The sequence below is a fragment of the Thalassotalea sp. LPB0316 genome, from assembly GCF_014898095.1.
Lineage (GTDB): Bacteria > Pseudomonadota > Gammaproteobacteria > Enterobacterales > Alteromonadaceae > Thalassotalea_G.
In genome coordinates this window covers 2424410-2444772 of record NZ_CP062946.1, presented here as the reverse complement: position 1 = coordinate 2444772, position 20363 = coordinate 2424410, and the positions used below count along the sequence as shown (strand labels likewise).

Sequence of the window (20363 nt, the reverse complement as noted above, 5' to 3'; positions counted from 1 at the left end):
TATCAACCTTTTTTTACTTAAATCATCTTAATGATCGGTTCGACCATCAAAAAAGTCGTTCGTAAAATGGGCAAAATAGCCTAGCGTGCCTAAGACAAAATAAAGCGCCAATATCACGTACATCACTTGAAAAAAGATATTACTGCCACCTGATATAGCATCGCTCGCTAACAGGGCAAATAATATCGCGATTGGTAAATAAATTACGGCTTTAAACAGGTTATCATTTTCAATATTACTAATTGCGTTTCCCATCTAACATTCCTCTTGTTCTAATTTTCATAGTTAGTTATTAGTTAGTAAAAAGTAACGACGAATACTGCTGGTCATTTTTTATCCACTAGTACCATAATTAACTATTTGAATTAAAAACGGAAGTGTTTTTTATTGATCAATATCCTGATTTCTAATAATCGCAACCAACAACGCTGGTAAAAACGTCAGCGACAACAACGTAGACACTAAAATACCCGAGAGTACAATCACGCCAACGCCACGATAAAGCTCAGTGCCCTCGCCAGGAATTAAGACCAATGGCGCCAAACCAAATATCGTTGTTGCCGTTGACATTAAAATCGGCTTTAGCCGTTTTTCAACTGCGTTCAACACAGCTTGCTGTACTTCAATTCCGCGCTCTAAAACATTTTTCCTTGTTTGATCAACAATTAATATAGGGTTATTAACCACAGTACCGAGCAAAATTAGAAAGCCGAGCATAGTGATCATATCAAACGGCTGATGATACGCCGGCATGCCAATACTCGATAAAACGCTATTGACTGCATTAACTAACACTAAGCCCAATAAACCGCCAGCCATACCAAGTGGCACAGTCGCTAAGATAAACATCGGATAACGCCAATGGGTAAAAATAGCCACTAATAATAAGTAACTCAGTACTAACGCAATAAGAAAGTTGCTAGAAAGCGACTCTTGAGTTGCCTCAAGTTGATCGGCTGCACCACTAATACTGACTTTGATACCTTGTGCTATTTTTCCTTCGCGCCACAACGCAGGTAAAAGCTGTTCACGTACCATTTGCTCTGCATTTTCTAGCGCTACTTCTCGCGGTGGAATGATATATACCGTTACCGTTCGATTACCATCAACACGCCTAATAGAATTGCTGTTTTTACTTTCTACTAAATCAGCTAGCGCATGCAAGGGTAATATATTGCCTGACGGAGTAACGATTGGTGTAGTCGCAAGGTTATCTAAGCTTTGTTCATTGCCCGCACCACTAAACATAAAGATGTCGACTTTATCGTCGTTTAAAATAAACTCGTCAACAAACGCACCATCGCTCATCGCTGCAATGGCATAACCAAAGTCATTATTGTTTATACCTGCCTCAGCAAGGCGTTGCCAGCGAGGTTTTATCTCAATGAGCGGCTGATCTAAGGTTAATGAGCCAGGTTCTGAATTGATTTGTGGATTATCAAATACTTGTTCTGCTTGTTGATAAACTGCTGACGCCGCAGCGTAGAGCTCGGTAATTTCACTACCGGCAATATCAACCGCAACAGCGCGCGTACCGCCATCATTACTTGAAATAATTGAGCCACGTGATGAAAACGCCCGCATACCTTCATACGAACGAAATTTCTCGGTGATAGCAGCCATCATTTCATTGATATACTTAGGCTCAACCGGCGCACTTAAAAACCAAATGCGACCAACAGACACCGACATCGAATAATACTCAAGTGGCGGCATTGGATCATTGCCGGCTAAAAACGCACTGTTGTCTGCTTTAACGTATTGATCAAAATACTGCCTTAACTCTACGCCAATTTTTTGCATCTCTGTTAAATTGTAACTAGGAGGAGCTATCATCATAGAAAAGGCTTTAGGCTCTTCACCTTCAGGTAAATATTCGGCCGCAGGCATCAACAGGTAAGCCGCTGATAAAATCACAACAATAAAACTCAACGCCGCAATACGAGCGCGTGACACAGATTTGATAAATACACCTGTAAGCGCCAGCCATTTACTTGATAAGGTAAAACGCTGACCTTTGGTCATGTCACCTTTTTTACCCAGATGAGTTAACGCGACAGGGACGACAAAAATCGCCACTAACATCGACGCAATGATAGCCCCGGAAATTGCAATCGCGATATCGGAATACAACTGTCCTGCTTCTTGCTCTACGAATAAAATTGGCGCAAACACTAAAACGGTGGTTGCTGTCGATGCCAACACTGCCGGCCAAACTTCGGTAACACCATTAACTGCTGCTTGTGCTTTACTAATGCCTTTGCGTTTTGCTTGAACTATCGACTCTAACACGACAATGGTGTTATCGACCGTCATACCAATTGCAAAAGCAACACCGGCTAACGAAATCACGTTGATCGTTCTACCAAATAACATTAAGGCGAAGAATGCGGCTATCGTACACAGGGGAATACCAAACACGCCAACTAAGGTTGCTTTGCCTGAACGCAAGAAGAAATACATGACCAATGTTGCTAAGAGTGCGCCTAAGGCTAGGTTCGTCCATACATTAGCCAATGAGCTTGCGACATACTTAACATCGTCTGAAGTCAGTTCAAGCACTAAGCCGTTCTGCACTAACAGAGTTTGGTTAATATCCTCGACCACAGGCAGCATCGCTTCTTTAATTGCCAAAACGTTTGAGCCACTTTCACGGCGCACTGACAAACTGATGGTTCGCTCGCCTGTGTTGTATGACAAGCTACGGGTTTCAAAGTGGTCTAAAGTCACACTAGCGACGTCTTTAAGTAGAATATTGCTATTATTGCGCCTTGCAATGATTAGGTTTTCAAGCTCACTAAGGTCCTCAAAACGCCCTATTACCCTCAACAAATAACGACTTTTACCACTTTCGATATCACCGGCAGAGGTATCTTTGTTTCGCGTCCGAATTGCCGTTCTCAACTCAGTTAAACTAATACCGCGTTGTGCTAGCCTTGCTGCATCGACTTTAATTTGGATTTGACGTTGTGCACCGCCGCCTACCCGTACTTCAGAGACACCAGCGACACTCTCCATTCGCGGTCGAATGTAGTCTTCAGCGTAGTCGCGCAGCAAATCAACATCTAATCCTAACGGGTTACCGGGTTGAGGTTTCAAGACAAAATACATAAAGGCATTGCCAGAAAAGGAGCTAGAAAATAATCTTGGCTGATCGACGTTTTCTGGATAGGCTGGCACTTGTGATAACGCGTTATTCACTCGAATTAAGGCATCGTTGGCATCAACACCAAATGGGAATTCCAATTCAATCCGCGCTGATCCCATTTGGGCATAAGAGACCATGCGTTTTAGGTTAGATAAACTCCTTAAATAACGCTCTTGCTCAATCAAAATTTCTTTTTCGACATCTTGAGGCGTTGCACCTGGCCATCCCGTTTGCACAGTGATGGTTCTCACTTCGAGATCAGGGATCATTTGAACAGGGATGTTTAAAGCCGCTACAAGCCCTAAAATGCTAGTAATAAGTACAATAACAGCAACTAAGGTACCGCGACTTACTGCTGACGCTATCATAATGCACCACTTAACTTATTATTGACGGTGACGGTATCATTATCTTTTAATAGCTCAACGCCACTTATTACCACTTGAAGCTCCGCCGACAACCCCGTCACGGCAACGCGCTCAGCTTGACTTGAGACCACAGAGACTAAACGGCGCTTCACGCGATTATTTTCAACACTAAACACGCTCGCTCCACCATCAGGATGTTGTTTAATTGCTGTTTTCGGTAACCAGACAATAGTTTGATCCTGTGTTGGCAAAGCAATCATCGCATGCGCTGACATGCCTGAAACTAGTGATGAATCTGACGGTAAATCGATGAGACCAATAATTGAACGGCTTTGATCATCAGCTACTGCTACTATGCGATTTAATCTTGCTGGGATCTCTTGTACTTGGTTAAAATCTGGAACGACAACAACCTCGATGCCCTCTGCGTTAGTTAGTTGGCTGTAATATTCTTGTGGGATCGCCACACGTAAGCGCAGGTCTTTTTGGGCAACTAATCGCAGTACTGTCGTTTGTTGGCTCACCCATTCTCCTATATCAATATGACGATGAGAAATAACACCAGCAAATGGCGCGTAAAGTGTATGTCGCTCGGCAATCTCTTTAGCCGTAGCCAATGTGGCCTTTGCTTCAGCTAGTGCTGCTTTGGCGAGCTCTACCTGAGCTAAACGTTCATTTAATAGTGTTTTGGCGACGAGTTCTCGCTTAGATAACGCGACAACCTCTTGATACAAACGCTCTGCTTCTTTAAATTGTGTTTGTTTTGCAAGCATCACGGCTTTTGCTTGTTCAACATCAAGCTTAGCTAGTGTTGAGTCAAGCGAAAGTAGCTTTTGCCCTTGCTCTACTTTATCGCCAACCTCAAAAAACAACGCGTCAATTACACCAGCTTGCAGTGGCGCAACGTTTGATCGATGCTTTGGCTCAATTGTGCCAGTAAGGTCGAGTGACTTTTGCAACTTGCCACTAGCTGTTAGATAAACATCAACTTGGGTTTGTGCTTGTGCACTAGTCAATGAAAAAACATGCCCTACAACCAACAAACACGCCGCTATTTTGAATAATGGTTTCATAATTCTTCTATTAAATAATAATCATTAGCATTAGGGTAAATCAGCATACAAAAAATAGCATTAATTTTTCAATGAATTAACAATTAGTTGAGACGAACGTATTGGAAGTTAATGATCGCGCGCTTAGTTGCCCTATTAATAGTTAAGCTCATTACGCGATAAAAGCGCTAAATGTTCACAAGAAATTAGTTAATTACTGAAGTTTTTGAAAAATCTGACATTTGCTATGCCAGCTAGGAATAGGTGGCCAGTTGTTGCTGACAATTTGCTGAACCCTATAAACGAAAAAAGCCTCGTATTAGATACGAGGCTTTAGAATATGGCGGTGCCAATAAGGAATTGAAGGATTTACAAAATACATCCTTGTATTTTCCCCTTTGGGCTAGCTACCGCTATTCAAAATTGTTCCAGACAATTTTGTGAACCCTAAAAGCAGAAAACCGACTCTTTCGAATCGGTTTTCTTTAAAAATGGCGGTGAGATAGGGATTTGAACCCTAGATACGCTACAAACGTATGCCGGTTTTCAAGACCGGTGCTTTCGACCACTCAGCCATCTCACCAAATGTTTTTAGCTATCGCTAAAGAACGATGCGAATATTAAAGTGTCGCTTTGCTGTTGTAAAGCCTTTATTTGATAAAAAAATTTGTTTGCTATTTTTTTATACACATTGCTAAACAAACCATCAAATTCTGTTTAATTTGCTGTCATCACTCAACATACATTTATTTATTTAGCAGCTTGGGATGAAGTTTCATCGAAATACTGAAGCTATCGTTCGGCGCTAAAGCAACGACGCCTGTGTTAGCAACGCCCTGCTGTGCTAAGTTAATTGCATCGGTGCAATGGCTAACAGGCTCGACACAAAAGTAATCCTCGTTTTCAGGAGTGAAAATCACTAAAACTTTACAGTGTTGGTCAGCCAAAATATCAACGCCCGCGTTAAATTCTGGCCATTGAATTTCTGCATAACCATCAAAATCTGAAAAGCCGTTATCTAACACCACTTCATTAACTTTAATTCCCTGTTGATTTAACCCATTTGGAATATGTGTCAGCTTTGTTGGTAAACATTGCTCATCAACCGCCCACATTTGCTCAACTTTTGCTGTAATCCTAGCTTTTGGTGTTCTAACAAAATACGGGTGAAAGCCTAAGCCGGCTGGCATCGTTTTATCAGACAGGTTTTCTATAACCAATTGATGTTGAAGCCCTTTATTATCAAGACTAAAGATTTGTTTGGCGCGATAGCTAAACGGGAAGTCGTGCTCTTTACCTAAGTATGACAAGACCAATTGAGTTTCACTTTGGCTATCGACTTGCCATGCGTTTTGCCAGCCGTAACCGTGAATAGCACTCGTTTCAGGCTCAAAGTTAAGGCGTGTTTGATATGCTTGATTTTGCCAAGTAAATCTGCCATTTTTTATCCGATTTGAAAACGGTACCAACGGAAAATTACTTGCTTCGAGCACATGGTTAGCATCGCGCGCATCCCGCAAAACTTCAAGTTTGCCTTGAGGGTGTGTTAACCAGTTAAAAGCGACGACACTGCCACCTAAGCTTGGGCTGATGATCACTTCAAAGTGTAAATTAGTAAGAGAAATCGTTTGCATACATTGGGTTATTCTATTTTTACTTCGCGGTATCATAGCAAAATAAAATCCAAATAAAGAAGCAATTATCTCACTTAGTAAATCACAGCATTTAGCCTGCTTTAGCGATCAATAACCACTAATTAGTTCTATCATGCGGTTGACATTCACGCTCAGTGATAAAGAATAGACTAACTGTGCTCAATAAATGGACGTTCTTTTGTCATTAGATAACCAAATCAATCAGTTACTAGAACCAATTGCCGAGCTTTCAATCGCAATAATCTTTTATTCCATCACAATATTTGATGTTGATATTCCACTCATTGTTATTTGGCTTATCTGCGCATCCCTATTCTTCACCTTTTATTTTAACTGGTTAAATATTCGCGGGTTTAAGCATGCCCTCAAGGTGATCAAAGGTGACTATTCATCAAGCGCTGATCCGGGTGAAGTCAGTCATTTTCAAGCGTTAACGACAGCGCTATCGGGTACTGTTGGCTTGGGTAATATTGCCGGTGTTGCCATTGCGGTATCGATAGGCGGGCCCGGAGCAACGTTTTGGATGATTGTTGCCGGCATTCTCGGCATGGCGACAAAATTTCTCGAGTGTTCACTTGGCGTAAAATATCGAATTATCGATAAAGACGGTCAAGTCCACGGTGGACCAATGTATTATTTGCGTGACGGCCTAAAAGAAATCGGCTATGCAAAAACAGGCAAACTACTGGCGGTGATTTTTGCCATTTGCTGTGTAGTCGCGTCATTGTGTGGCAGCAACATGTTGCAATCAAATCAGGCATATCAACAGTTTATGGTCGCTTTTGGCTCTGATGATAGTTTTTGGTCTGGCAAGGGCTGGTTATTCGGCTCAATACTCGCACTATTGGTTGGTATTGTGATCATTGGCGGTATTAAATCGATTGCTCAAGTTACCTCAAAAATAGTGCCGTTTATGGCATTTGTTTATTTGTGTTCATGTACCTTTATTTTGTTTTATCACTTACCGGAAATTCCCACTGCATTCGGCTTAATTATTCATGGCGCGTTTGATCCCAATGGCGTAGCTGGCGGCATAATTGGTGTGATGATCCAAGGATTTAAACGCGCGACTTTTTCTAGTGAAGCCGGTGTTGGCGCGGCATCAATTGCCCATGCCGCTGCAACCACTAAAGAGCCGATAAGAGAAGGCTACGTTGCCTTGATAGAGCCTTTTATCGACACCGTCGTGATTTGTACACTCACAGCACTAGTTATCGTGATCACAGGTAGTTATCAAACAACACAAGCCGATGGTGTTGCCCTCACCTCACAGGCATTTGCTAGCGTGATTTGGTGGTTTCCATATTTGTTGAGTGTTGCGGTTTTATTATTTGCCCTATCGACCATGATTTCATGGGCTTATTACGGCTCGATAGCTTGGCAATATTTAGTGGGTGAAAATAAGGCGATGAGCTTGTTGTATAAACTGATCTTTTGCCTATTTACCATTATTGGTGCATCGATCAGTCTACAATCGGTCATTGATATTTCAGACTCGATGTTCTTTTCTATGGCGATAGCCAATATTATTGGTCTTTATCTACTTGCACCGATGATCAAAAAAGATTTAAAGGTTTATCAACAAAAATACACGAAAAAGAAATAAGGGTAGGCAATAAGGAGATAGCAGTTATAACAACTGTATCTCCATAGTCGTTTACTTAAAAGCTATCGCTAGGGACGCGAACGAAACCTTCCATTAAGATACGAGCGCTACGGCTCATAATTGCTTTTTCGACAATCCAATTACCGTCTTGGCAACTGGCTTGAGCGCCCACTTTCAGGGTACCAGATGGATGACCAAAAGTTACAGCATTGCGCTCACCTCCACCGGCAGCAAGGTTGACTGTAGTACCCGGAATTGCTGCTGCTGTGCCAATGGCAACGGCGGCTGTCCCCATCATTGCGTGATGGAGTTTTCCCATAGATAACGCGCGAACATTTAAATCAATGGCATTTTCGTCAATTTGCTTACCACTTGATGCAATATAACTTGCCGCTTTTGAGACAAAGGCTACTTTTGGTGTGTGTTGCCTAGTTTGCGCATCTTCAAGCTTTTCAATTAACCCCATTTTCAATGCACCATGGGCGCGAATATTTTCAAAAAAGGCTAACTTTTCAGCGCTTGAATTGATATCGTCTTGCAATTCTGTGCCGGTATAACCAATTTCCTCAGCGTTTAAGAAAATAGTTGGAATACCTGCGGTGATCATAGTCGCAGTTAAACTGCCAACACCTGGGACTTCTAATGTATCAACAACATTGCCTGTTGGGAACATCGCTTCTGTGGGATCAACAGGCGCAATAAATTCAACTGGCACTTCTGCCGCTGGAAACGTAACGCCATCAAGCTCAAAATCACCGGTTTCTTGTACTTCGCCATTTGTAATAGGCACCTGAGCAATGATAGTTTTCTTGATATTTGCCTGCCAAATTCTAACAGTGCACACGCCGTTCTCTGGAATACGCTCTGCATCAACTAAACCTGAGTAGATCGCAAATGAGCCTACAGCTGCGGTTAAATTGCCACAGTTGCCAGACCAATCGACAAAAGCTTTATCGATGGCGACTTGGCCAAATAAATAATCGACATCGTGATCTGGTTTTGCTGACTTTGACAAAATGACCGTTTTACTGGTGCTCGATGTCGCGCCACCCATACCGTCGGTTTGCTTACCGTATGGATCAGGTGAACCAATCACACGCAATAGTAAATTATCGCGTGCTTCACCAGCAACCTGACAACGCTCTGGCAAATCAGTCAGATTAAAGAAAACCCCTTTCGATGTGCCACCGCGGATATAAGTTGCCGGTACTTTTATTTGAGGTACATGAGCCATTGCCCTCTCCTTAAAACATTCCGCAACATGTGCGGAATAATAAATAGAATCCGTCATTCGCCCGAAGGCGAGAATCTCCTTAATGTAACACCAAGAGATGATTAAAGGAGATGCCGCAACAAGTGCGGCATGACAGTAGTAGTTATGCGTTCGATTCCAAGAAGTCTTGGGCGAACTTTTGTAATACACCACCAGCTGCGTGAACAACGACTTCTTCCGCTGTATCTAAACGACACTTAACCGGAATGGTCACTTGCTCACCATTTTTGCGGGTCATTACCACGCTCATTTCGCCACCTGGTGACGTTTCACCAACTACATCAAACGTTTCAGTGCCATCAATGTTGTATGTTTTACGCGTTTCACCATTTATAAACTGTAAAGGTAATACCCCCATACCAATTAAATTGGTGCGGTGTATACGTTCAAAACCTTCAGCAACAATGGTTTCAACGCCAGCTAGACGAACACCTTTTGCGGCCCAGTCTCGGCTTGAGCCCTGACCATAGTCGGCACCTGCGATAATACACAATGGCTGCTTGCGCTCCATGTATGTTTCAATCGCTTCCCACATACGTGATTCAACGCCTTCTGGCTCGATTCTAGCTAATGATCCTTGCTTTACTTCGCCGTTTTCATCTAACACCATTTCATTAAACAGTTTAGGGTTAGCAAATGTTGCACGTTGGGCCGTTAAGTGATCGCCACGGTGCGTTGCATACGAGTTAAAATCTTCTTCTGGTAAACCCATTTTGTGCAGATAAGCACCGGCCGCACTATCTAATAGAATTGCATTAGACGGTGATAAGTGATCGGTTGTAATGTTGTCACCTAATACAGCTAACGGACGCATGCCTTTCATCGTGCGTTCACCCGCTAAAGCACCTTCCCAATATGGCGGACGGCGAATATACGTCGACATTTCGCGCCAGTCATATAACGGGCTTTCAGCAGGTTCGAAAGCGCCTAAATCAAACATTGGCGTGTAGATTTTCTTAAATTGCTCAGGTTTAACTGACGAAGCAACAATGGCATCAATTTCTTCATCTGATGGCCAAATATCTTTTAAGGTGATCGGGTTATTATTTTCATCATAACCTAATGCATCTTGTTCAATATCAAAACGCATTGTACCGGCGATAGCATAGGCAACAACCAACGGCGGTGATGCTAAAAACGCTTGCTTGGCGTATGGATGAATACGACCATCGAAGTTACGGTTACCAGAAAGTACCGCTGTTGCGTATAAATCGCGGTCGATGATTTCTTGTTGGATCTTCGGATCTAACGCGCCTGACATCCCATTACAGGTAGTACATGCATACGCAACAATACCAAAACCTAATTTTTCAAGTTCAGGCAACAGCCCTGCTTCTTCTAGGTAAAGTTTGGCAACCTTAGAGCCCGGCGCGAATGAAGTTTTAACCCAAGGTTTACGCACAAGGCCTAATTCGTTCGCACGTTTTGCAACTAAACCAGCAGCCACGACGTTACGTGGGTTTGATGTATTCGTACAGGAAGTAATGGCCGCAATAATACACGCACCATCAGGCATTAAACCGTCAGCTTCTTGCGCTTTTGCTTTATCTAGATCTTTAGCAATTTCACGTGCTGCTAAATCTGATGTTGGTAAACGGCGATGCGGGTTAGATGGGCCAGCCATGTTGCGACCAACCGTTGATAAATCAAACGTTAATACGCGCTCGTACTCGGCTGTTGCTAAATCGTCAGCCCATAAACCAGTGTGTTTAGCATACGTTTCAACCAGTTCAACTTGCTCTGGTTCACGGCCGGTAATTTTTAGGTAGTCAATAGTTTGTTCGTCAATGTAGAACATACCTGCTGAGGCGCCATATTCCGGTGTCATGTTAGAAATAGTCGCTCTATCACCAATTGATAACGAGCTTGCACCTTCACCAAAGAACTCTAAATACGCACCAACAACTTTTTCATTGCGTAAAAACTCAGTGATCGCTAAGACAATATCTGTTGCTGTAATACCCGGCTGACGTTGACCGACTAATTTAACACCAACGATATCCGGTAAACGCATCATTGATGGGCGACCAAGCATAACGGTTTCAGCTTCTAAGCCACCAACACCAATAGCGATTACGCCAAGTGCATCAACATGAGGTGTATGAGAGTCTGTACCCACACAGGTATCAGGGAATGCTACACCGTCGCGATTTTGAATAACTGGCGACATTTTTTCTAAGTTAATTTGATGCATGATGCCGTTGCCCGCAGGAATAACATCAACATTCTTAAACGCGGTTTTTGTCCACTCGATAAAATGGAAGCGATCTTCATTACGTCTGTCTTCAATCGCACGGTTTTTTTCAAAGGCATCGGGATCAAAACCCGGTGCTTCTACGGCGAGTGAGTGATCAACGATTAGCTGGGTCGGGACAACAGGATTTACTTTTGAAGGATCGCCACCTTGCTCAGCAATGGCATCGCGCAAACCGGCTAAATCAACTAGCGCTGTTTGACCAAGAATATCATGACAAACAACACGCGCAGGATACCAAGGAAAGTCTAAATCGCGTTTATTATTTAAAATTTGCGCTAAAGCAGCAGTTAGCTGCTCTGGATCAGATTTGCGCACTAACTGCTCTGCTAATACGCGTGAGGTATAAGGTAGTTTGGCGTAAGCGCCGGGTTTAATGGCTTCACAAGCTTCGCGAGTATCGAAGAAATCGATATTTGCGCCAGGAAGCGGCTTGCGATAATCGTAGTTCATAATTTACCTACAGATATTTAATTTAATGAATTGCCAACTATTACCGGAATAACTACTAAGTCATTTCGACGTCGGCCGAGACAACATCCGAGTCATTCCGGCGTAGGCAAAAATAACAACCGCGTCATTCCGGCGCAGGCCGGAATCTCGAGTTACTGTCTATTACGCGCGATCTTCAATAGCGACAAAGTCTAATGCTTCAGGGCCAGTGTAATCTGCAGAAGGACGAATAATACGGTTATTTGCACGTTGCTCCATCGCATGCGCTGTCCAACCTGAAACACGTGAACAAACGAAAATTGGCGTGAACAACTTAGTTGGAATACCCATAAAGTTATAGGCTGAAGCATGGAAAAAGTCGGCATTACAGAATAGCTTTTTCTCGCGCCACATTACCGCTTCACAACGCTCAGAAACAGCATATAGGTGAGTGTCACCTACTTGCTCAGATAATTTTTTCGACCACTCTTTGATAATGGCATTGCGCGGGTCAGATTCGCTGTATACCGCGTGACCAAAGCCCATGATCTTCTCTTTTCTCGCTAACATACCTAACATCGCTTCTTCAGCTTCATCAGGTGTTTGCCACTGTTCAATCATATCCATCGCCGCTTCATTAGCACCACCGTGCAATGGACCGCGTAGTGTGCCAATTGCTGCAGTAACTACCGAGTGAATATCAGATAACGTTGATGCGCAAACACGGCCAGCGAATGTTGACGCATTAAACTCATGCTCGGCGTACAGTACTAATGAGGCGTGCATAACGTCAACGTGTAATGGCTCTGGCTTTTTGTTGTGCAGTGTCCACAAGAACTGCTCAGCAATTGAATCTGCATCCGTTTCTGTTTCAACACGAATACCGTTATGGCTAAAGTTGTACCAGTAGTTAACGATACCAGGGAATGTAGCTAGCATGCGATCGATATGCTCTAACTGATCAGAAAAGTCGGTAGCTTCCGTTTCTAGGTTACCTAACATTGAACAACCCGTGCGCATGACATCCATTGGGTGTGCGCTTGCTGGGATTTGCTCTAAAACGATTTTTAACGCATCAGGCAATTTACGCATACCTTTTAAACGAGCCTTGTAGGCATCTAACTCTGCTTGCGTTGGTAACTTGCCGTAAAGTAATAAGTAAGCAACCTCTTCAAACTGTGCGTTTGCTGCTAAATCTTTAATGTCGTAACCACGATAAGTTAAACCTGAACCTGTTTTACCCACTGTACATAAAGCGGTTTCACCCGCACTTTGGCCACGCAGACCGGCACCGCCTAATTTCTTATCAACCATAATACTTTCCTCAAATTTTATCTTTCTTTTAATTAGTTTTAGATCCCCGCTTACGCGGGGATGACAACAGACTTAACTGTTACAAAAACGCTATTTATTTTATGGGGTCAGAGTCATTTGACTCTGACCCCTTATGAAAACGTCATTACTTATTTTTGCCTTGAGCAAATAACGAATCTAATTTTTGCTCGTAATCGTGGTAACCTAAGTAATCGTATAGCTCCATACGCGTTTGCATATTATCGATTTCTGCTTTTTGGTCACCGTCGCGTAACAATGTACGATATACCGACTCAGCTGCTTTGTTCATCGCGCGAAATGCTGATAATGGGTAAAGCACCATGCCACAGCCCCACTCGCCTAGCTGATCTTTATTCCACAACTCGGTTTGACCAAATTCAGTTATGTTAGCGAGGATAGGAACGTCAAGCGCCTCTGAGAAAGCGCGATAATGCTCTTCAGTTTTCACCGCTTCCGCGAAAATACCGTCAGCACCTGCTGCAACATAGGCTTTTGCACGCTCTAATGCTTTTTCTAAGCCTTCTTGAGCGAAAGCATCTGTACGTGCCATGATAAAGAAGTCTTTATCTGTACGTGCATCGACTGCCGCTTTTATGCGATCAACCATTTCTTCGGTGGAAACAATTTCTTTGTTAGGGCGGTGACCACAACGCTTTTGAGCAACCTGATCTTCAATATGAACAGCTGCTGCACCCGCTTTTTCCATATCGCGAATTGTTTTGGCAATGTTAAAAGCACCACCCCAACCCGTATCGATATCAACTAATAACGGCAAACTTGAAGCTGATGTAATACGTTGCACATCGGCAATTACATCATTAAGCGACGTCATACCTAAATCAGGTAAACCGTAAGATGCATTTGCAACCCCACCACCTGATAAGTATATGGCTTGATGACCAATTTGCTCTGCCATCATTGCACAATAAGCGTTAATTGTGCCGACAACCTGCAAAGGTTTGTTGTTTTGTAGTGCTAAACGAAATTTAGCACCGGGTGAAAGTTGCGCTGTCATAAGCAGTCCTTATTGTCTTTGTTCAACTTGTTGTGTTGTATTATTTTGTTGTTGCTCAGCTTGTTTTTGAGCAATCTTCTTTTCGATATTCTTTCTCGATGCCGCAATATGTCGCCGCATTAGCATTTCTGCTAATTCGCCATCGCGCTCGGCGATCGCCTCAATGATCCGCGAATGTTCGTCAAAAGCCATTGTTGCACGCGGGCTATTCATGCCAAATTGGCAACGATACATTCTAACCAAGTGATAAAGCTGGCCACACAATATATTAATTAGCTCGTTATTATGTGAACCTAAAATGACTTTATAATGAAAATCGAGGTCACCCTCTTCTTGGTAGTAAGCAACCCCATCTTGCAAGTCTTTCGCTTGTGCGTGTTTTTCAAGGATCGCTTTCATTTGATGAATTTCTTCATCTGTCATATTTTGCGCGGCTTGGCGACACGCCATCCCCTCTAAAGCTTCTCGCACAATATAGATCTCAAGTAAGCCTTGTACTGTACATTCAACGACTCGAGAGCCAACATTGGCTTTTCGTTCTATTAAGTGACATTTTTCTAAACGATTAAGCGCCTCACGCAAGGTTGAACGGCTAACCTGATATTTTCTTGATAATTCAGGCTCACTGATCTTACTGCCGGCGGGAATTTCACCTTCGACGATCGCTGTTTGCATTTGCTCAAAAATGCGGTCAGTTGTGGTGATGGCTTGTTGCTTTGTCGGATTATTCATCAAATGTAGATTGTCGACACATTTAAACAGGTGAACTAATAATAGCGTATAAATCGAAAGCGTCAACTGATAGAGACAAAAATTGTCGACAATGTTTAAAATTCAGTCAAATAGAGAGAAAATGTTAATCAAGCAGTTTGGTTTTGGTAATGATTGTTAGCCAAAGAACCAATAACAGACGCTGATAGCGGCCATCATTCCGGAAAAATCGGCAATTAAACCGCAGGTTAAAGCGTGACGAGAATACTTTATACCAACAGAGCCAAAGTAGACAGCTAATACGTAAAAAGTGGTTTCTGTTGAGCCTTGCATAATTGATGCTAAGCGACCCGCAAACGAATCTGCGCCATGATTGTTCATGGTTTCGATCATCATTGCGCGAGCGCCAGAGCCGCTGAGCGGCTTAATAATCGCGGTAGGTAAAGCATCGGCAAAGCGAGTATCAAACCCCAAATTTGCGACGACAAAACGAAAACTGTCGACAATCAAGCCCAAAGCGCCACTTGAGCGCAACATGCCAATTGCGCACAACATCGCTAGCAAGTACGGGATCAATTTGATTGAAATAGAAAATCCCTCTTTTGCGCCTTCTATAAAGGTTTCGTATACATCAACTTTTTTACGCAAGCCAACTAAGACAAAAAGCACTAACGTTAAAAAGATTAGGCCATTGCCTAACAGAGACGATTGCTGAGCGAGTGCCTCAGCTGACAACTGCATGAAATAAAGGATTAACGCGCCGATAATCGCTACCGCACCACTGAGGTATAAAACAACCGTGCGTTGTAATAAATTAATTTTCTGGATCCAAGCTACGCTAATTAATCCCGCCATTGTCGAGCAAAACGTAGCCAGTAATATGGGTAAGAAAACATCCGTTGGATCGCTTGCGCCTTGTTGCGCTCGGTACATAAATACTGCGATTGGAAATAATGTCACCGACGAAGTGTTAAGCACTAAAAACAGAATTTGCGCATTAGTTGCGGTATCTTGTTTTGGGTTTAAGGTTTGCAGATCTTGCATCGCTTTTAAACCCAGTGGTGTTGCTGCGTTATCTAAACCGAGAAAGTTAGCGGACAAATTCATGGTCATGGAGCCAATCGCGGGGTGTCCTCTGGGTACTTCCGGCATTAATTTAATAAATAGTGGCGAAATAAAGTGCGCGAGTTTGTTGATCAGGCCTGCGCGTTCGGCAATTTTCATCATACCAAGCCAAAAACTCAAAATACCCACCAAACCTATCGCAATATCGACGGTTAATTTTGACATATCAAAGATACTGGCAATCACTTGTTCAAAGATTAAATGATTACCTAGAAAGAAATATTGAATACAGGCAGCAAAGAGCGCGATAAAGAAAAAGCCTGACCAAATAATGTTTAACACGATATCTTCACTTTTTATTATTTTTATTCATCATGACATAGGCCAAACATAGATGCCAATCTAGCCTAATAAAGCCTTCGCCAACCGTTGATAAGCCTGTGTATAACCTGTTTTTAGCCCGTGCAAATCCTGAGCACAACCCATTGCAAAAACAAGAACAAACACTTTAGTATCAATAACTTATAAATTTTAAAATTAAATTAGCGTATTTTTATATTTACACTACACTTAAGTTATCACTCGCTGTGATCGATTAGTTTTTGTACAAGCTTGATAGAGCAAGTTAATTAGCGCAAGGCTCGTCATGAGCCATTCCCCTAGCCCGAAACAGGACTCGTTTCGGGCCATTTTTTATCTAACGCCCGATGAATTAAAACAATAAGTTTCTAAAGTTATCGGTGGTGATTTTAGCTATGTGCTCGACACTCTGACCTCGAATACTTGCCAAGTGTTTTGCCACTTCCACCACATAAGCAGGTTGATTTTGCTTACCGCGATGCGGAACAGGCGCTAAATAAGGCGCATCGGTTTCAATCAATATCCGATCGTCAGGTACCTGCTTTGCCACTTCACGCAATGCAGAGGCGTTTTTAAAAGTAACAATACCTGAAAATGAAATGTAAAAGCCCATATCGATTGCTTGCTTAGCCATGTCCCATGTTTCGGTAAAACAATGTAAAATACCACCGCATTGCGCGGCATTTTCACTGCGCATAATCGCTAAGGTATCTTGTTGGGCATCACGGGTATGAATGATCAATGGCTTGTTTATTTTATTGGCTACTTGAATGTGCTTAACAAAGGAGTCTTGTTGAACAACTTTAGTTTCGGGCGCGTAGAAGTAATCTAAGCCAGTTTCACCAATGGCCACCACTTTTGGCGTTTTGGCAAGCTGATAAAGATTATCCGCATCGATCATTTCATCTTGATTCAATGGATGGGCTCCACAAGAAAGCCAAACATTCGAAAATGGTCGTGTTTTCTCAACCATTTGAGGAAATTCATCTAAAGTAACACTGACACACAATAATTCTTCAACACTGGCTTGTTTGGCGTTTTCTACGACTTGGTTTAAGTTTTGATCAAATTCAGCTAAATCTAGTCGATCAAGATGACAATGAGAGTCAATAAACACGAGTTCTCCACTACATTGATAAGGTTGGATCTGAGCTGTTTAACAAACGCCCAATCGCTTTTTCTATTTGGCCGCGAATATTATCGGGATCTTCTTCAAATGCAACGCCTAAACCTGCAGGTGTCCCATTTTGCGCACCTGGCGGTGTCACCCAGCACACTTTGCCGATCACCTCTGACGACTCGAGCGCATCCGGCAGGGTTACGTCTAATTTAACCTGTGTACCAAGTTCTAATAATTCAGTTGTACGAACAAACACACCACCATTTTTCAAAAATGGCATGTAAGATAAATATAACTCTCGCTCAGAAGGATATTCTAAAAGCATATTCTCCATGAGGTACTCCTTTTGCATGTCAGCCCCTAATTTTTATTGTTGTTGAGCAGTTGTTGCACTGAAACTAAACACTTCTCAGTTTGTAATGCGCGATTCGTTTGCACTTGATGATTAAGGCCAATTGTCTTTAATAATAACGTGTTTATCGCCAACAATGAAGCCGGTGAAGCATAGGCTTTTACTTGTTGATATTCGCTGCATTGGTTAGGCTCATACCAACCATTTGCTTGACGAATTAATTTAGCCACGAGCTGATAAATAATGGCTAGCGATTCATCAGTTTCATTTAAATCTTTAGCCATTGCCATCAATGAGTACTCACCGGCAAGAAACAATAGAAAGTGGTTTTGCAGCTGCTCAGTTAACGCAATAGATTCTTTAGTTGAAAACTGCTTGAGATGACTAATATTCAAATAAGGATCTTGGCTGTTAAGTTGATATATTTGCGCTAATTTTTGGCCAACAAATGGTTTGATATCGATAGTTTGGCAACGGCTAATCACCGTTTCTAACAACTGTGACTTGTTGTCAGTTAAAAGTAGCAACATCGAGCTAGCGCTTGGTTCCTCTAGGGTTTTTAGTAACGCGTTACTAGAGGCGGCATTCATTTTATCGGCTTGTTCAATAACCACGACTTGCTTATTGCCAAGTTGTGGCGTTTTTTGCAAAAACTGACAAGCCGCGCGAATGGCATCGACTTTGTGACTATCATTCTCTGGTGTTAACTGCTCAATATCTGGGTAAGTTTGGCCATTGATGAGCAAACAGTGTTTACAACATTGACACGGATTAAATACCCCATAGTGATCTTTTGAGGGAGCTAAACAAGATACAACTCCCGTTAGCCACTGGGCTAATTTTGATTTGCCCGAACCTTGAACACCACAAAGCAAAATGGCGTGAGGCAATTTGCCTTGCTCAATCTGGTGTGATAGTTGCTGTTGATGCTCAATTAGCCAATCCATGGGTTATGCCTTACTTGATATTGCTAATAAAGTTGCTAACGTGATGGCTGATCGCTGCGTGCACATCAGCCATAGGCGCACTTGCATCGACTATCACGATATTGTCGTCGCACTTTGCGAGCGCTAAATACTTTTCTCGTGTTCGCTCAAAAAACGATAATGCTTCAAGCTCTATTCGATCAAGTTCACCACGAGCTCTTGCTCGCTCAAGACCAATTTTAGGGGCTATATCAAGGTATAGGGTTAAATCGGGCTTGAAGCCTTTTAAGGTTGCACCAGCGATCGCGTCCATCACATCATCAGGTATTTGACGACCTCCGCCTTGATAAGCCCGAGATGATAAATCGTGGCGATCGCCAATGACCCACAAGCCTTTTTCTAAACACGGTAAAATTTTATTAACGAGCAATTGACTTCGCGCGGCGTACATCAATAATAATTCTGTTTCTTGGGTGACTATTTCGTTATGATCAGCAGACTTAACGAGCTCCCTTAGTTTTTCAGCCAAGACTGTGCCACCCGGCTCACGGGTTTTTTCAAAAGCAATGTTAGCTTGTTGCAATGCTTGCTCGACAACGCTAATCGCTGATGATTTACCGGCGCCTTCAAGCCCCTCAATAACAATAAACTTTCCTAATGACATACTTCTATATTACCTAACAGCCTACTCTTGGCCCAATTGATATTTAGCAACGGCTTTGTTGTGCTCTTTTAGTGTTTTAGAAAACTGATGCCAGCCATTGCCTTTACTTACAAAATAATAATAATCAGAGCTTTCTGGATGCAATGCGGCATCAATTGCTGATTTACCAGGCATCGCAATTGGCGTTGGCGGCAAACCATTTATTCGGTAGGTATTGTACCTTATTTTTTGCTTCAAGTGTGCGCGGGTAATATCACCCTGATAACTATCACCTAACCCGTAAATCACCGTAGGATCGGTTTGCAGGCGCATTTTTTTATATAAGCGGTTAACAAAGACCGACGCTATCAGTGGTTGCTCTGAGCGTTGGCCGGTCTCTTTTTCAATGATAGACGCCATAATCAAGGCATGATAAGGCGTTTCATAGGGTAACAAATCAGCTCTTTCTCGCCAGGCTTGCTGTAAATAACTATCCATTTTGTCAAAAGCGCGTTTTAAGATCTCGATATCTTTAGTACCCGCGGTATAAGCATAAGTATCAGGGAAAAATAGTCCTTCAGGATGTTCAGCTTCAATATTTAATCGTGTTAAAACGAGTGTTGATTCTTGGTTTGTAAGAGTATGTTCAAGGTATTCGGCATTTGCCAATACCTTTAACCATTGTGCGTATGTCGAACCCTCAATAAAGGTGACACTAAATTGATGTTCTTGATTTGCGACAATCATCTCAAGCGCTTGGTAAAGAGATTGCTGCGGTTTAATAAGATAAACCCCCTCTTTTACCTGCGACAGCGAACTGTTGAACTTGGTGTATAACTTGAGCCAAAAATGACTATTTACCCAGCCTTGACGTTCAAATGATTTCGCGACTTGGCGCACTGTCTGCCCTTGCTTAACTTCAAAGAGCTCTTCAGATTCGAGTAACATCGGCTGATTGATTTGCTGATAAGCGTAATAATAACTACCAATGGCAATAAATAGGCCAATTAAGGCTAGCGCAATAACCGCTAAAAATAATCTTTTCATA

16 protein-coding genes and 1 tRNA gene are annotated in these 20363 nt (G+C 42.5%); 1 reads left to right on the top strand and 16 read right to left on the bottom strand.

The window, feature by feature from the left end; genetic code table 11:
- Positions 1 to 27: 27 nt before the first annotated feature.
- The 5 genes from LP316_RS10875 to LP316_RS10855 form a co-directional block, all read right to left on the bottom strand.
- The gene (locus LP316_RS10875) at positions 28 to 255 is read right to left on the bottom strand and encodes a hypothetical protein (protein ID WP_193021127.1); all 228 of its coding nucleotides are present in this window, start codon (positions 253 to 255) and stop codon (positions 28 to 30) included.
- A gap of 129 nt (positions 256 to 384) precedes the next feature.
- Positions 385 to 3516 carry an efflux RND transporter permease subunit gene (locus LP316_RS10870; protein ID WP_193021125.1) on the bottom strand — a complete coding sequence of 1044 codons (3132 nt, stop codon included), beginning with the start codon at positions 3514 to 3516 and terminating at the stop codon, positions 385 to 387.
- Entirely contained in the window at positions 3513 to 4589 is a 1077-nt protein-coding gene (locus LP316_RS10865; RefSeq protein WP_193021123.1) for an efflux RND transporter periplasmic adaptor subunit, read from the bottom strand. Before LP316_RS10865 ends, LP316_RS10870 begins: the two co-directional genes overlap by 4 nt.
- Positions 4590 to 5060: 471 nt before the next feature.
- Positions 5061 to 5151: transfer RNA gene (locus tag LP316_RS10860), tRNA-Ser, on the bottom strand.
- A gap of 163 nt (positions 5152 to 5314) precedes the next feature.
- Complete coding sequence (locus LP316_RS10855) at positions 5315 to 6202, bottom strand: aldose 1-epimerase (protein ID WP_193021121.1); 888 nt, start codon at positions 6200 to 6202, stop codon at positions 5315 to 5317.
- Between the two features lie 199 nt (positions 6203 to 6401).
- On the opposite strand from LP316_RS10855, the gene LP316_RS10850 reads away from it, so the two are divergent.
- Positions 6402 to 7829 carry an alanine/glycine:cation symporter family protein gene (locus LP316_RS10850; RefSeq protein WP_226960727.1) on the top strand — a complete coding sequence of 476 codons (1428 nt, stop codon included), beginning with the start codon at positions 6402 to 6404 and terminating at the stop codon, positions 7827 to 7829.
- Positions 7830 to 7884: 55 nt separating this feature from the next.
- Here LP316_RS10850 and prpF read toward each other — a convergent pair whose 3' ends face one another.
- From prpF to mltG, 11 genes are all read right to left on the bottom strand, one after another.
- A complete protein-coding gene (gene prpF, locus LP316_RS10845; protein WP_193021116.1) occupies positions 7885 to 9063 on the bottom strand; it encodes a 2-methylaconitate cis-trans isomerase PrpF in 1179 nt (392 codons plus the stop codon).
- A gap of 142 nt (positions 9064 to 9205) precedes the next feature.
- Positions 9206 to 11809 (bottom strand): Fe/S-dependent 2-methylisocitrate dehydratase AcnD, encoded by a 2604-nt coding sequence (gene acnD / locus LP316_RS10840; protein ID WP_193021114.1) that lies wholly within the window; start codon positions 11807 to 11809, stop codon positions 9206 to 9208.
- A 162-nt stretch (positions 11810 to 11971) separates the two neighbouring features.
- Positions 11972 to 13102, bottom strand: a complete 1131-nt coding sequence (prpC, locus tag LP316_RS10835; protein ID WP_226960726.1) for a 2-methylcitrate synthase — start codon at positions 13100 to 13102, stop codon at positions 11972 to 11974.
- 145 nt (positions 13103 to 13247) lie between these two features.
- A complete protein-coding gene (prpB, locus tag LP316_RS10830) occupies positions 13248 to 14138 on the bottom strand; it encodes a methylisocitrate lyase (RefSeq protein WP_193021111.1) in 891 nt (296 codons plus the stop codon).
- A gap of 9 nt (positions 14139 to 14147) precedes the next feature.
- Positions 14148 to 14870, bottom strand: a complete 723-nt coding sequence (locus LP316_RS10825) for a GntR family transcriptional regulator (protein ID WP_193021109.1) — start codon at positions 14868 to 14870, stop codon at positions 14148 to 14150.
- A gap of 156 nt (positions 14871 to 15026) precedes the next feature.
- Positions 15027 to 16256 (bottom strand): nucleoside recognition domain-containing protein, encoded by a 1230-nt coding sequence (locus tag LP316_RS10820; protein WP_226960725.1) that lies wholly within the window; start codon positions 16254 to 16256, stop codon positions 15027 to 15029.
- A 370-nt stretch (positions 16257 to 16626) separates the two neighbouring features.
- A complete protein-coding gene (locus tag LP316_RS10815; RefSeq protein WP_193021107.1) occupies positions 16627 to 17391 on the bottom strand; it encodes a TatD family hydrolase in 765 nt (254 codons plus the stop codon).
- Between the two features lie 10 nt (positions 17392 to 17401).
- On the bottom strand, positions 17402 to 17728 hold the full coding sequence (locus LP316_RS10810; RefSeq protein WP_193021105.1) for a PilZ domain-containing protein: 327 nt from the start codon (positions 17726 to 17728) through the stop codon (positions 17402 to 17404).
- Between the two features lie 26 nt (positions 17729 to 17754).
- The gene (locus LP316_RS10805) at positions 17755 to 18693 is read right to left on the bottom strand and encodes a hypothetical protein (protein ID WP_193021103.1); all 939 of its coding nucleotides are present in this window, start codon (positions 18691 to 18693) and stop codon (positions 17755 to 17757) included.
- A gap of 10 nt (positions 18694 to 18703) precedes the next feature.
- Positions 18704 to 19336, bottom strand: coding sequence for a dTMP kinase (gene tmk / locus LP316_RS10800; RefSeq protein WP_193021101.1), 633 nt, complete (start codon positions 19334 to 19336; stop codon positions 18704 to 18706).
- A 21-nt stretch (positions 19337 to 19357) separates the two neighbouring features.
- Entirely contained in the window at positions 19358 to 20362 is a 1005-nt protein-coding gene (gene mltG / locus LP316_RS10795) for an endolytic transglycosylase MltG (RefSeq protein ID WP_193021099.1), read from the bottom strand.
- Position 20363 lies beyond the last annotated feature (1 nt).